The following is a 13,255-nucleotide window of genomic DNA, read 5'->3' as shown; positions in this document are numbered from 1 at the left end:
CACGCATGTCCGCCCCATCGCCCGCCACTCCCCGTCGTTCGCGACCGGTCATGCCATGGCTGGCGCCCACCGCATTCGGTGGAATGGTCGTCGCGATGGCAGTCGCCGTGGCGTGTGCCCCGCGTCAGTCGCCGGCAGGACCGGCAGCACCCGCAGGGCCATCGGCACCGGCCAATCCCGCGCCGACCGGCAGTCACGCGCCGTTGGTGCGGGGTGAAGCATCGGGACGTCTCGATCGGGACCGTCTGGCGCTCATTGCGATCGACGGAAAGGCCGCGGCACCGGCGGTGACGGCCACCGGTGCCTGGGTCATCGAGGAGCAGGGCGGGCGTGCGTCGCTCGTGCGTGGCAGTGGCGGTGAGCCCTGGCGGGTGGAGCAGCGCGGCGGGCTGCTGCGCATCGCGGGCGAAGGCAACGATGCCACGCCGTGGCGTGAAGGGCCGTTCGTGGCCCGTCCGGCGGCGGGAGAGAGTCATCTGCGGTTCGGCAACCGGCGATATCGTGGGGAGCTCATCTTCACCCCCACCGACACCGGCATTCTCGTCGTGAACCGCGTGCCGATCGAAGACTATCTGCGTGGGGTCGTGCCCATCGAGATCGGGACGCGGCAGGCGGGGGATCTGGCGGCCATCGAGGCGCAGACCATCGCGGCACGCAGCTACAGCTACATGCGCGTCCCCACCGACGGAGCGCAGCAGCCGGCCCGTGGCTGGCACATGACCGGCAGTGTGCAGCATCAGGTCTATGCCGGCATGGACGTGGAACATCCGGTCGTGAATCAGGCCATCGACGCCACGGCGGGGCTGGTGCTGCGGTATGGCGGACTCATCGTGGATGCGCCGTATTTTTCCTCGTGCGGCGGACGCACGGCCGGCCCGCGTGAAGCCTGGCGGGATGTGCGTGACGAGCCTTATCTGCAGCCGGTGGACGATATCGATCCGCGCACGGGGCGCGCGTACTGCGATCTGTCGCCACGGAATCACTGGGAAGCGGAATTCGACGCCTCGCGGCTGCGTGAGGTGGTGCGGCGGGCCCTGCAGACGGCCGGTGCGCGGGACCCCCGTCCGGCGGCCGTGCAAGGCCTCGAAGTGGGCACCCGCACGCCGTCCGGTCGTGCGGCCACCCTGGTGCTGCATACGGACCGCGGGACGGTGACGGTCCCCGCGCGTGATATCCGTGCGGTTCTGAGCGATGCGCGTGGCGCGATTCTGGCCAGCACGTATTTTTCCGTGGACCGCGAATCGCGTACCCGTGGGCAGCTCACCGCTGTCACGTTGCGCGGTGCTGGCAATGGCCACGGGGTGGGGATGTGTCAGTGGGGAGCGATCGGCCGGGCACGGGCCGGCATCGATGCCCGCGCCATCCTGCGCCACTACTATCCGGGGACAGTCGTCGGCTTCGCGGACTGATCGACTGCCGGTGGTCGGCACCCGATCGGACGCATCGACACCCCTGGAGGCTGAATGAAGGACGGCGTTCGCATCGCCGTGGTCGGAACGGGCGCGATCGCCCAGCTGACGCACATCCCGGTTCTGTCCAAGCTGCGCGGTGCTTCGCTCGTCGCGCTGTGTGACAACGATGGCGCGAAGGCGCGGGCGCTGGCCGATCGGTTCGGCGTGCCCGATGTCTTCACGGATTTCGAAGAGCTGCTCGACAGCGACGAACTCGACGCGGTCGTCATCGCCACGCCCAATCATCTTCACGAGCCGCATGTGCTGAGTGCGCTGCGGCAGAAACTGCATGTGCTCTGCGAACGTCCGCTCGCGCTCACGCCACGTGGTGTGGAGCGGTGCATCGCCGCGGCGCAGCGCGCCGACCGGGTGCTGGCGGTTGGACACAACCATCGCTTCCGGGCCGATGTGCAGGCGCTCGATCAGTTCATCCGCAACGCGGAACTCGGACAGGTGACGTCCATCCGCACCGGCTCGCTGCAGGTGCGGCGCAACGCCGATGGCTGGCGCAATCGCCGTGCGGAATCGGGTGGTGGCGTGTTTCTCGAGCAGGGCTTTCCGCTGCTCGATCTCGCGCTGTGGCTGGCCGATGAACCCACGCCGGTGCGCGTCACGTCGAGCATGCGCCGCGGGCGCGCCGCCGGCGCGGTCGAGGATGCGATGCAGGTGTTCCTCGAATGCGAGAACGGACTCGTGCTGATCATGGATCTGGCGTGGGCCTGTGTGGGCGACGAGGATCGCTGGTGGTTCGAGGTGCACGCCACGCGGGGATCGGCCCGACTGGCGCCGCTGCGGGTCACCAAGGAACTCAACGGACGCGCCGTCGATGTGTCGCCGTCGGGAGCGGCTTCGCGCGAAAGCCCGTTCCTGCAGAGCTATCGCGCGGAGATCGCGCACTTCCTCGCCATGATCCGTGGCGAGGTGCAGTACGAACCGCCCACGGAACAGGTCCGCCTGCAGCGCATCGTCGACGCCATCTACAAGGCCGCCGACGATGGGAAGGAGATCCGTTTCTGACGTCGATGCGCACGCGGTCTGTTCTCGTGGCATTCGTGGTGGGACTGATGGGCTGTGGAGCAGGGCCGGTCGACAATGTGCCCGCCACACCGCCGCCCCCACCACCGGGCGCGTCGGCCACCCTCGACAGCGCGCGCGCGACGCGGGGCGAATCGCTCGAATTCACGGTCTACACCTACGGCCCCGGTGATGCCGTGTTCGAGCGATTCGGACACATTGCACTGGCCATGCGCGACAGCGTCACCGGCGAAGATGTCGCGTTCAACTGGGGCATGTTCGATTTCAATCAACCGAACTTCCTCGGCCGCTTTCTCACCGGCGACACGAAGTACTGGATGGCCGGTTATCGCACCGATCAGTTCAATGCGGCCTATCGCGGCGAGGATCGCACGATCCGGCGTCAGGTGCTCGCACTGACGCCCACCCAGCGCGGCGCGCTGTACGACTTCCTGGCCTGGAATGCGCAGGAACAGAACAAGTACTACCGGTACGACTACTATCGCGACAACTGCTCCACCCGCGTGCGGGATGCGCTCGACTGGGTACTGGGTGGCACGCTGAAGACCGCCTTCTCCACCACCGAAGGCCATCACACCTGGCGCGATGAAACGGCGCGCATCACGGCCAGTGACCTTCCGGTCTATGCGGGCATCGAGATTGCACTGGGCCGCAACGCCGACGCGCATCTCGATGCCTGGGGCGAGTCGTTTCTCCCCGAGCGTCTGGCGCATCACCTGGCGTCGGTCTCGGCGGGCGGCGATCGACTGGTCCGCAGCGATTCCGTCATCTTCACGGCGCAACGCACACCGCTGCCGGATGTCGCTCCCACACGTCTCCTGGCGGCGGCGCTGCTGGGACTCGGGTTTGCCGCGGTGTTGTTTCTGGTGCGCGGTGTGGCCGGCGGCACGCTGCTTTCCGTGCTCGGCGTGACGTGGTATGCGGTGGGCGGCGTGCTTGGCACGGCGCTGCTGTTGGCGGCCACCGTCACCAAACACGCGCCGTATATGGGCAGCAACCTCTCGTTGCTCGCGCTCAATCCGCTGCTGCTGGTGGCCGCGGCGTGCTGGCCCTGGCGCACCAATGCGTCCCGTGTGGGGCGCGCCGCAGTGGCACTGGCGCGCATCATCGCCGTGTTCGCCGTACTGGCCATGGTGCTCCTGCATGTGCCGATGTTCGCGCAGGGCAGCATGGTGGTGATGCTGGTGGTGCTGCCGGTGCACCTGATGCTGGCCCTGATCGCGCCCGCCGTGCCGTCTGCATTGTCGCGCGCCGGCCGGAACTGATACGATGGGTGAGATGGTCCGCGGGTCGATGCATGAGTCGATGGCCGTCGGGATCGATGTTGGGGGCACCTTCACCGATCTGGCGGCATTGCACGACGACGGCACCGTGGTCACCAGCAAGGTGCTGAGTGTCCCCGGCGATCGTGCGCAGGGGGTGCTCGATGCGCTGATGGCCGCAGAGGTGCGCGCGGAACAGATCGACAGCATTGCGCATGGCACGACCGTCGTCACGAATCTTCTGCTGGAACGTCGGGGCGCGCGTGTGGTGGCCTGTGCGACACAGGGCTTCACCGACCTGCTCGAACTGCGCCGGCAGGAACGCGCCGCGTTGTACGATCTTTCGCGTCACCATCCCCTGCCATTGGTGTCTCGTGAGTGCGTGGTGGGAGTGGCCGAACGTATCGCACCGGAAGGCGTGGTGCAGGCGTTGAGCGAGGCAACGGTGACGCAGGTGGTATCGTCAGTGCTCGCGCTGGAACCCGAGACCGTCGCGATCACGTTGCTGCACGCGTACGCCGAGCCCATACACGAGCGGCGACTGGCCGAGGCGCTGCGGGAGGAGATCACACGCCGCGGACTCACGGTCGATGTCATCACCAGCCATGAGGTGCTGCCGGAGATCCGCGAGTACGAACGCATGGCCACGACCGTGGCCGAAGCGTATGCGCGGCCCGTGGTGCGACGTTATCTGTCCGGACTGACCCATCGTCTGACCGAGCGGGGATATCCGGCGCCCCGTGTGATGACATCGGCTGGTGGCACACTCACGGCCGATGTCGCCGCGGTGCATGCGGGGGCGCTGGCGTTGTCCGGCCCGGCGGGCGGAGTGACCGGTGCCGCCGCTGTGGCGCGGGCGCTGGGAATCCCGCGGGCACTCACCATCGATATCGGCGGCACCAGCGCCGACGTGGGGCTCATCGAAGACGGCGAGCCACTCGTCGAGCGGGGCGGCGCGGTGGCCGGTGTGCCGATCGCGTTGCCCCGTGTGCTGGTGGAAGCGGTGGCCGCGGGCGGCGGCAGCATCGCGTGGCTCGACGATGGCGGCGCGTTGCGCGCGGGCCCTGAGAGTGCCGGTGCGTTGCCCGGGCCTGCGGCGTATGCCCGTGGCGGGGAACGCCCCACCGTCACCGACGCGCATGTGATGCTGGGCACGATCGCCGCGGAAGCATGGAGTGGCGGAGTGCACATCAGTCGCGAAGAGGCCGTGCGTGCGATGCGCACCATCGCCGCGCCGCTGGGGGTGTCGGTGGAGCGCGCGGCGGAGGCGGTGATCGGTACCGCCGACGCCACGATGGCGCGTGCGTTGCGGCGGGTGTCGGTGGAGCGTGGTGTGGATCCGCGCGGCATTCCGCTCATCGCGTTCGGCGGTGGCGGTCCGTTGCATGCCTGTGGTCTGGCCGAACGTCTGGGCATGCGACGGGTGATCGTGCCGCCGTATGCGGGTGTGTTGAGCGCCGTGGGACTCGCTATGGCACCCGAACGACACGAATCACTCACCAGTTGCATGATCACCGCCGATGTCTGGTCCGACGAGGCGCTGCGGGCGCTGCTCGATACGACACGGCGGACATTGGACGCGGGCAATGGAGCGGGTGAGGCATCTTCGTCGCACTCGCACTCGCACTCGCACTCGCATGCACACGATCTCACCGTGCGCTGGACATTGCGGGCGCGTTATGTGGGTCAGGGATACGAACTCGATGTGCCGGTGACGGAAACGGACACGGTGACGGGTGTGGCGCAGCGTTTCGTGGAGCGCCATGTCGCACGCACCGGCTTCGCACTCGATCGGGTGGTGGAATTCATCAGTCTGCGGACGACCCTGAGCGGCACGGCGCGCACCATTCGCTGGACACGTGCCAGCGAGGGCGTGCCGTCACGCGTGCGAGGGCACGCCGTGGTCCGTCTGCCGGATGCCACGATGCTCGTGGCCCGCGGATGGACGGCCCGCCCACTCGATATCGGTGGATGGATGCTGGAGATGGACGCGTGACCAATTCGTCCGATGCGGGCGCAACGACTCCGCGGGCCCAGGCGCGTATCCGTGGGATCTCGGTGCCCATGCTGGTGCCGGAAACGGGGCCGGTTCATGTGTTGCTGGTGGGTGAAGCGCCGGGACCGCGCGGGGCCGACAAGAGTGGATATCCCTTCTTCGGCGATGGCGCGGGGCAGCATCTGTACACCGCACTGGTGAGACTTGGCGCCATGTCGCTGCCGGACGCGTTGCGCAGCATGCCATGGGATGGCGGGCGTTTCGCCGCCGCCGGATTGCGTCCGGAACCCCACGGCGTGGCACTGGGCAATGCCCTCGATCGTTGTCCCACCGACAATGGCATGACGTTCCGTACGCCCACCCGCGCCGAACTCGAGAACGATCTCAATCTCGCGCGTCTCCATGCCGACATATCGAAGCTGCTGAAACGCGACCTGCGCGGTGTCGTGACGCTGGGCAAGGTCGCGACGCGCACCATCGAGGCGTGTCTGACGCGCTATCCGCTCCTCGCGGCCAGTCTGGTGTGTCGCGCGTTGCCACATCCCTCGGCGCAGGGACTGCTCTCGATGGCGCCCAACCGCGGCAAGGGCGCGCGGCTGGCCGATCTGCAGGAGGCGTGGATGCAGCAGTGTCAGCAGGCGGTGCTGGAGGCGGGGTATCCCGCGCCATCCGCGGAGCATGCATCGTGAACACGTCGTTCGATGCAAAGCCAGACACGAAGTTCGATGCGGGACTCGACGGGAGATCCGGCACGAAGTTCGACGCACTCGAACTCACGGTCTTCTCGCAGGGCGTGGCCATGCTCGCCGAGGAGATGGGCGGGCTGCTCGAGCGCAGCAGCATCTCGCCCAATATCCGCGAGCGTCGGGATGCCTCGTGTGCCCTGTTCGATGCGGAAGGGCGTATGGTCGCGCAGGCGGCGCACATTCCGGTGCATCTGGGCGCGATGCCCGAATCGGTGGCGGCGGTACGCGCCGCCGGCGCGCGGGCGGGCGAGGTGTTCCTGCTCAACGATCCGGCGCATGGTGGTTCCCATCTCCCCGACCTCACGATGGTGGAGGTCATCGCGCATCCGGAAGCGCCGGAACAGATCATCGGGTACGCCGCGGTGCGTGCGCATCATGCCGATGTGGGCGGCATGAGTCCGGGCAGCATGCCGTTCGGGGCGACGGAGCTCTTTCAGGAAGGCCTCATCGTGCCGCCGGTACGCATCGAAGTGCAGGGTGTGCCGCAGGCCGATGTGCTGCGTCTGGTGCTGGCCAATGTGCGGACACCGGGCGAACGCGAGGGCGATCTGCGCGCACAACGCGCGGCCTGTGCGGCCGGCACCCTCGGATGGCAGGCACTGCATGCACGCATGGGCGCCGACATGCTCTCCGCCGCGGTCGATGCCCTGCTGGACTACACCGAACGGCGCGTGCGGGCCCGTCTCGCGCTGCTGGAAGGCGCGCACGCCACCGCACAGGATGTGCTGGAGAGTGATGGGGTGAGCGAAGCGCCCATTCCCGTCGTGGTGGCGGCGTCGGTGGCTCATGGCACGCTGCATCTCGACCTCACGGGCACATCGGGGGCGGTGCGCGGCAATGTGAACGCACCACCGGCCGTGGCCCGCGCGGCGGCGGTGTTCGTGCTGCGGGTGCTGTGTGACGACGACGTGCCCGTGAACGACGGCGTGGCGCGCGCGCTGGCGCTCGTCATTCCCGATGACTGCGTGGCGAACGCCAAACGACCGAGTGCCGTGGCGGCGGGCAATGTGGAACTTTCCCAGCGCCTCACCGATGTGTGTTTCGCGGCGCTGGCGGCCGCGGCCGAATCGATCGGGGTACACGATCTGGTGATTCCGGCAGCGGGGCAGGGCACCATGAACAACGTCACCCTCGGCGCACCCGGCTGGAGTTTCTACGAAACGCTGGGCGGAGGACAGGGCGCGAGTCGGCGTGGTGATGGGCCAGATGCCGTGCACGTGGGCATGAGCAATACGCGCAACACCCCCATCGAATCACTCGAACGTGCGTATCCGCTGCGGGTGGTGGAATACGCGGTACGACGTGGTAGCGGTGGCGCCGGAACACATCGTGGCGGCGACGGCGTGATCCGTCGCTATCAGGCCATGGTGCCCTGTACCGCCACACTGCTCACCGAACGGCGCACGGTCGCACCACCGGGCGCCCATGGCGGCGCACCTGGAGTCACAGGACGCAATCTGCTGAACGACACCGTGCTGCCCGCAAAAACACGCGTGACCATGCAGGCAGGAGACGTGCTCACCATCGAGACGCCGGGCGGCGGTGGATGGGGATGAGGCGCTGTGCGTGACGCGCCATGCATGTGTGCCAATGTATGCCATGTATGACGTCCTATTGATGCTCTATTGACGCACGACGCGCTACACCGAGAGCGTCAGCCCTTCCCAGGCGGCCAGTGTCCGCAGCGGCGACTTCCGTTCGAGCAGATGATGCCGCGCTTCGTCCACGATGCGTTCGATCGCATCGTCATCACGATCCGGATGATGATGGAAGAGGGCCAGTGTCTGCACGCCGCAGTCCATGGCGAGTTGCACCGCTTCCATATCCGATGAATGCCCCCACCCGGCGTGACGGGTGAGTTCGTCCGGCCGGTACATCGCGTCGTGCACGAGCAACGGAACGCCATTCAGGAAATCACGCAGGCCCGCCAGCCATTCCACATGCTCGGCCTGGGTGGCGTGCAGGGCCAGTTCATTGTCCGGCGCATAGGCCATGATCGGTCCGGTGGCATCGTCGACGCGAATGATGGCCGCACCACCGGGATGATTGGCGTTGAACCGATGCACACGGAATGTCCCCACGCTCACCTCACCCGTGGGCCACTCGTGCACCAGCAGTTGTCCGGCCAGTCCGTCCACATAGGGAAACAACGGTGGACTCACCAGCGAAGACACGAACTGGGTGAGCGTCGGACAATCGCCGTCCCCGCAGCGCACGTGCACACTCCGTGAACGCGAATGCAGCGGCGCGAAGTGGGGAAGCCCCATCACATGGTCCGCGTGCCGGTGTGTGAGGAACAGATGGATCGCCTGGTCCTGTGGACCGGGATTCGACGCCGGCATGTCCGGCACCGGCGTGGCTTTCAACCGGGACTGCAGGTGCTGTCCCAGGGCACGGATACCCGTGCCCGCATCGAGCACGAGTGTGGGCCCGCCATTGGCCCGCACTTCCACGCAGGGCGTGTTGCCCCCGTACCGGACGGTGCGCGGTCCCGGAGACGCACACGTGCCGCGTGTGCCCCAGAAGCGCACACGCGCGCGCGGACCGTCTTCGGCCGATGACGAGGAAGGAGAGGCGGAGTCAGGCATCGCGAGGCGCGAGGACAACCACGGTGGACGAACGCGGGGTCACCGGGACCATGGCATTCCCATGGCCCAGCCCCGGCCGGTCAGGCGCGGGGGCGGGCCCTGGCTTCCAGCGCCGCGCGATTGACGATGGTCACCACGCGACGTTGCACCATGATCATCTCCTGATCCTGGAACTCCGACATCGCGCGGGACACCGTCTCCCGGCTGGCCCCGATCATCTGGGCGATGGTCTGATGCGTGAGCTGCTTGACCAGCGAGGCCGGTTCGCCCGGTGTCGCATGTTCGAGCAGAACCTTGGCTACGCGGCCCGGGACATCCAGCAGCACCAGACTGCCGATAGTGCCGTCTGCCTGACGCAGCCGGCGCGACAGCTCCACCATCAGCTCCCAGGCCACCTTGGGATTCTGTTCCACCTGGCGGCGGAATTCGGGACGGCGCAGCACCAGCAGGCTGGAAGCATGGGTCGCCACGACGTGGGCGGAGCGCGGACGCCCGTCGATGAGCGCCAGTTCACCGAAGTGATCGCCCACCCCGAGCACCTGGAGGATCACCTCGCGACCGTCGTCACCCACCAGGACGACCTTCACCTCACCGGAGCGAACGACGTACAGGGCGTCACCCGCATCGCCCTCCGAGACGATGAGCGCACCTTTTGCAAAGCGCTGCTCACGTGTCACCTCGGCGAAGCCACGCACCGCCGACCGCTCCAGCTCCCGGAACAGCGGGACCGTGGAGAGGAAATCCGTGATGCGTTCGAGCGAGACGCTCATGGTGGGGGGCGTCATACGGAGTGGGGGAGAGCCGAAGGTCACCATATGTAATCACCTCGTGTCGTGTATCTTTCTGTGATACCCGCAGTCTGCAGACGGATCCGCGACAGGGGGTGTCGGTAACGACCGACTTATACCTAACCGCAGGGGCCGTCGGTCCGCCGTGACCGATATCACGAATTCCATCCCAGTATGCTGAATCACCTTCACGACCGAATGGCCGAGGCGCTGCAACGCGCCACCGAAGTGGAGCAGCTCCTCGCCGATCCGGAGACGACGAAGGATGCGCCCCGTCTGGCCGAGCTTGGTCGTGAGCACCACCGCCTCGCCCAGGTCGTCGCCAAGGCGACGCGACTCCAGAAGGCCGAGCAGGAGCTGACCGAAGCCCGCGAACTCGCGGGCGGCGACGATCCCGATTTTGCCGCCGAGGCCCGGGCCGAAGTGACCCGGCTGGAGGAGGAGCGTGAGGGGCTGGAGAAGGCCCTGTTGCCCCTGCTCATTCCGCGGGATCCGCTCGACGACCGTCCGGCCATCGTGGAAATCCGGGCGGGAACGGGCGGGGACGAGGCCGGTCTTTTTGCCGGCGACCTGCTGCGCATGTATACCCGGTTCATCGAACGGCGCGGCTGGCGCATCGAGCCGATCTCCTGGTCGGAGGGGACACTGGGTGGCGTGAAGGAGTCCGTGTTCAAGGTGGCGGGCGACGGCGTCTTCGGCATTCTGCGCTGGGAATCAGGTGTTCATCGGGTACAACGTGTACCGGCCACGGAATCCCAGGGGCGCATCCACACGTCGGCGGCCACGGTGGCCGTGTTGCCGGAAGCCGAGGAGGTGGACATGCGCATCGACGAGAAGGATCTGCGCATCGACGTGTTCCGTTCGTCGGGGCCCGGTGGGCAGAGCGTGAACACCACCGACTCCGCAGTGCGCATCACGCACATTCCCACCGGCATCGTGGTGTCGCAGCAGGATCAGAAGTCACAGTTGCAGAACAAGGCCAAGGCCATGGACGTACTGCGTGCGCGACTGCTCGATCTGCGTCTGTCGGAGCAGGAGGCCGAACGTTCGCGCATGCGCAAGTCGCAGGTCTCCACCGGCGATCGGTCGGCGAAGATCCGCACCTACAACTTCCCGCAGGGGCGGGTGACGGATCATCGGGTCGGGCTCACGCTGTACGACATCGACAGTGTCATGAACGGCGATATCGGTCCGTTCCTCGATGCACTGGCCCTGGCCAACGCGGAAGAGAAGCTGAGTGGCTGAGTCGTTGCGGGCAGTGCTGGCCCGGGTCACGACATCACTGACGCAGTCACTGACGCAGTCGCTGGCGACCTCGCAGGCCGCACTGGCGGAACGCGAGGAGACCACCGTTTCGCCATCGCAGGAGGCGCGCTGGCTCGTGTCGGCCGTGCTGGGTGTCACGCCGGCGGCGCTCGTTCATCGGATGATGGAGGATGCCGTACTGGAGGACGATGCCGTGGCGCGCGTGGACCGCGCGCTGGCGCGGCGTGGAGCCGGTGAACCGCTGGCGTACGCGGTGGGCACGGCGGCGTTTCGGGAACTCGTGCTGGCGGTGGACCGGCGGGTCCTGATCCCGCGACCGGAGACCGAGGTGGTCGTGGGCGAAGCGCTGCGCGTGACGGCCGACCGCCCCGGCGGCATTGCCGTGGACATCGGAACCGGGTCGGGCGCCATTGCCCTGAGCCTTGCCTGCGAGGGGCGCTTCGATCGGGTCATCGCCACGGATATTTCATCGGACGCGCTGGACGTGGCGCGGGCGAACGCGGTCCGTGTGGCCGCGGCGTATCCGGGGGCGGCGCCGGTGGCGTTCGTGGCCGGCGCCGATCTCGCCCCGTTCGACGAGGCGCAGCCGGAGAATTCACCGCTTGGTAATGCGCACGCCCGTGTGCTCGTCTCCAACCCGCCGTACATTGCGTATGACGAAGCCGGGGCTCTGCCGGCGAGTGTGCGCGACTGGGAACCTCCCGTGGCGCTATTTGCCGCGGAGCAGGGTATGGCGAGATATCAGGCGTTGCTCTCCGGGGCGCCTCGCATCCTCGAACCCGGCGGATGGATCGTGCTCGAACTCGATGCCCGGCGGGCGCGGCAGACCGCGGTCCTCGCGGAGCAGTCCGGATTCGAGGCCGTGCAGGTGATCGCCGATCTGAGTGGTCGCGAGCGGGTGCTCGTCGCCCGTCGCGGATCCTGAACTTCATCGATATCTCAGATATCTCATCGATTTCATTCACGGCCAGGAGGCCGGATTCATGCTGGAAGACAAGGCGAAGGAACTCGGCCGCATGATCGGCCAGAGCGACGAATACAAAGCCGTCAAGCGTTCGAGCGACGCGCTCAACAACGATCGCGAAGCCACGACGCTCCTGCAGCAGATGGAGAAGATCCGGCAGGACGCGCAGGCCATGGACGTCCGCGGTGAAGAGCCGACGCTCGAAATGCAGCAACAGTTGGAAGAGCTCTTTCAGCAGGTGCAGCGCAACAGCACCTACCAACTGGCCATCTCGGCGCAGGACAATTTCGACAAGCTCATGTTGCGGGTGAACCAGTGGATCGCCGACGGGATCCGCGTGGGTGCGACCAGCCAGATCATCCTCGGCTGAACGCTGCGGCATGAGAGCGGTGGATCCGGAGACGGAGCAGGACGGCGCCGTGGAGTCGGTGCGGGGACTCTTCGTGGTGCTCGAGGGTGGTGAGGGTGTGGGAAAGACGACACAGTGGAATCGTCTCGCGTCCACGCTGCGCGCGGTGGGCCACGATGTGATGGCCGTGCGGGAGCCGGGTGGGACGTCGGCTGGCGATGCCATCCGGGCGCTGCTGCTCGATCCCACGTCGTCGCTGATGCCCACCACGGAGGCGCTGCTCTTTGCCGCATCGCGCGCGCAGCTGGTGCACGAGGTGGTGGAGCCGGCACTCGCGCGTGGTGCCGTAGTGCTGGTCGATCGGTTTCTGCTGTCCACGTATGCCTACCAGGGTGCGGGACGCGGATTGCCGCTGGATGCGTTGCGCAGTGTGAATGCGCTGGCCACCGGAGACCGGGCGCCCGACCTCACCCTGCTGCTGAACGTGCCGCTCGAGATGGCGATGCATCGCATGCAGGCGCGCGGCCCCGTCGATCGCATGGAACAGGAGGATGCCCCGTTCCACGAACGTGTGCGTGATGCGTTCGAGGCCGCGTTGTCGCCTGCCTGGCAGGAAGCCCACCCGGAGATCGGCCCGGTGGTGTCCGTGCCCGCGCATGGTGACATCGACGCCGTCACCGTGCGATGTCTCGAAGCTCTCGTACAGCGTTGGCCCGCGCGTTTCGCCGCCGCGGCCACCGCACTGCTGCATTCGCGCTGACACGATATGCTGCCCGATACGCCGACGATACGCTGATACATCGATACATG

Annotated in this window: 12 protein-coding genes; 10 read left to right on the top strand and 2 right to left on the bottom strand. The window is 67.3% G+C overall.

All coding sequences use genetic code 11. The features are described 5' to 3' along the window. Nucleotides 1-5 precede the first annotated feature (5 nt). The 6 genes from WG208_RS09535 to WG208_RS09510 are packed head-to-tail and all read left to right on the top strand — an operon-like array spanning nucleotide 6 to nucleotide 8,046. Entirely contained in the window at nucleotides 6-1,409 is a 1,404-nt protein-coding gene (locus WG208_RS09535; protein ID WP_337171107.1) for a SpoIID/LytB domain-containing protein, read from the top strand. A 54-nt stretch (nucleotides 1,410-1,463) separates the two neighbouring features. Beyond that, nucleotides 1,464-2,468: a Gfo/Idh/MocA family oxidoreductase gene (locus WG208_RS09530; RefSeq protein ID WP_337171106.1), complete on the top strand. Its 1,005-nt coding sequence runs from the start codon at nucleotides 1,464-1,466 to the stop codon at nucleotides 2,466-2,468. Between the two features lie 5 nt (nucleotides 2,469-2,473). Next, nucleotides 2,474-3,751, top strand: coding sequence for a DUF4105 domain-containing protein (locus tag WG208_RS09525; protein ID WP_337171105.1), 1,278 nt, complete (start codon nucleotides 2,474-2,476; stop codon nucleotides 3,749-3,751). A 4-nt stretch (nucleotides 3,752-3,755) separates the two neighbouring features. Next, nucleotides 3,756-5,744 carry a hydantoinase/oxoprolinase family protein gene (locus tag WG208_RS09520; RefSeq protein ID WP_337171104.1) on the top strand — a complete coding sequence of 663 codons (1,989 nt, stop codon included), beginning with the start codon at nucleotides 3,756-3,758 and terminating at the stop codon, nucleotides 5,742-5,744. Next, on the top strand, nucleotides 5,741-6,433 hold the full coding sequence (locus tag WG208_RS09515) for a uracil-DNA glycosylase family protein (RefSeq protein ID WP_337171103.1): 693 nt from the start codon (nucleotides 5,741-5,743) through the stop codon (nucleotides 6,431-6,433). The genes WG208_RS09520 and WG208_RS09515 overlap by 4 nt, the downstream gene beginning before the upstream one ends. Then, on the top strand, nucleotides 6,430-8,046 hold the full coding sequence (locus tag WG208_RS09510) for a hydantoinase B/oxoprolinase family protein (protein ID WP_337171102.1): 1,617 nt from the start codon (nucleotides 6,430-6,432) through the stop codon (nucleotides 8,044-8,046). Before WG208_RS09515 ends, WG208_RS09510 begins: the two co-directional genes overlap by 4 nt. A gap of 84 nt (nucleotides 8,047-8,130) precedes the next feature. On the opposite strand, the gene WG208_RS09505 is transcribed toward WG208_RS09510, so the two are convergent. After that, nucleotides 8,131-9,078, bottom strand: coding sequence for an MBL fold metallo-hydrolase (locus WG208_RS09505; protein WP_337171101.1), 948 nt, complete (start codon nucleotides 9,076-9,078; stop codon nucleotides 8,131-8,133). A gap of 80 nt (nucleotides 9,079-9,158) precedes the next feature. Further along, nucleotides 9,159-9,863, bottom strand: coding sequence for a Crp/Fnr family transcriptional regulator (locus WG208_RS09500; protein ID WP_337171100.1), 705 nt, complete (start codon nucleotides 9,861-9,863; stop codon nucleotides 9,159-9,161). A 177-nt stretch (nucleotides 9,864-10,040) separates the two neighbouring features. Between WG208_RS09500 and prfA the strand changes: the two genes are divergently transcribed. From prfA to tmk, 4 genes are read left to right on the top strand one after another with little or no spacing between them, the layout of a single operon-like run. Continuing rightward, nucleotides 10,041-11,111: a peptide chain release factor 1 gene (gene prfA / locus WG208_RS09495; RefSeq protein ID WP_337171099.1), complete on the top strand. Its 1,071-nt coding sequence runs from the start codon at nucleotides 10,041-10,043 to the stop codon at nucleotides 11,109-11,111. Continuing rightward, entirely contained in the window at nucleotides 11,104-12,057 is a 954-nt protein-coding gene (prmC, locus tag WG208_RS09490; protein ID WP_337171098.1) for a peptide chain release factor N(5)-glutamine methyltransferase, read from the top strand. The genes prfA and prmC overlap by 8 nt, the downstream gene beginning before the upstream one ends. A gap of 58 nt (nucleotides 12,058-12,115) precedes the next feature. Next, nucleotides 12,116-12,466, top strand: a complete 351-nt coding sequence (locus WG208_RS09485; protein WP_337171097.1) for a YlbF family regulator — start codon at nucleotides 12,116-12,118, stop codon at nucleotides 12,464-12,466. Between the two features lie 10 nt (nucleotides 12,467-12,476). Continuing rightward, complete coding sequence (tmk, locus tag WG208_RS09480) at nucleotides 12,477-13,205, top strand: dTMP kinase (RefSeq protein WP_337171096.1); 729 nt, start codon at nucleotides 12,477-12,479, stop codon at nucleotides 13,203-13,205. Nucleotides 13,206-13,255 lie beyond the last annotated feature (50 nt).

It is taken from the genome of Gemmatimonas aurantiaca, assembly GCF_037190085.1.
Taxonomy (GTDB): domain Bacteria; phylum Gemmatimonadota; class Gemmatimonadetes; order Gemmatimonadales; family Gemmatimonadaceae; genus Gemmatimonas; species Gemmatimonas aurantiaca_A.
The sequence above is the reverse complement of the archived record's forward strand: the minus strand, read 5'-3'. Positions and strand labels throughout refer to the sequence as shown.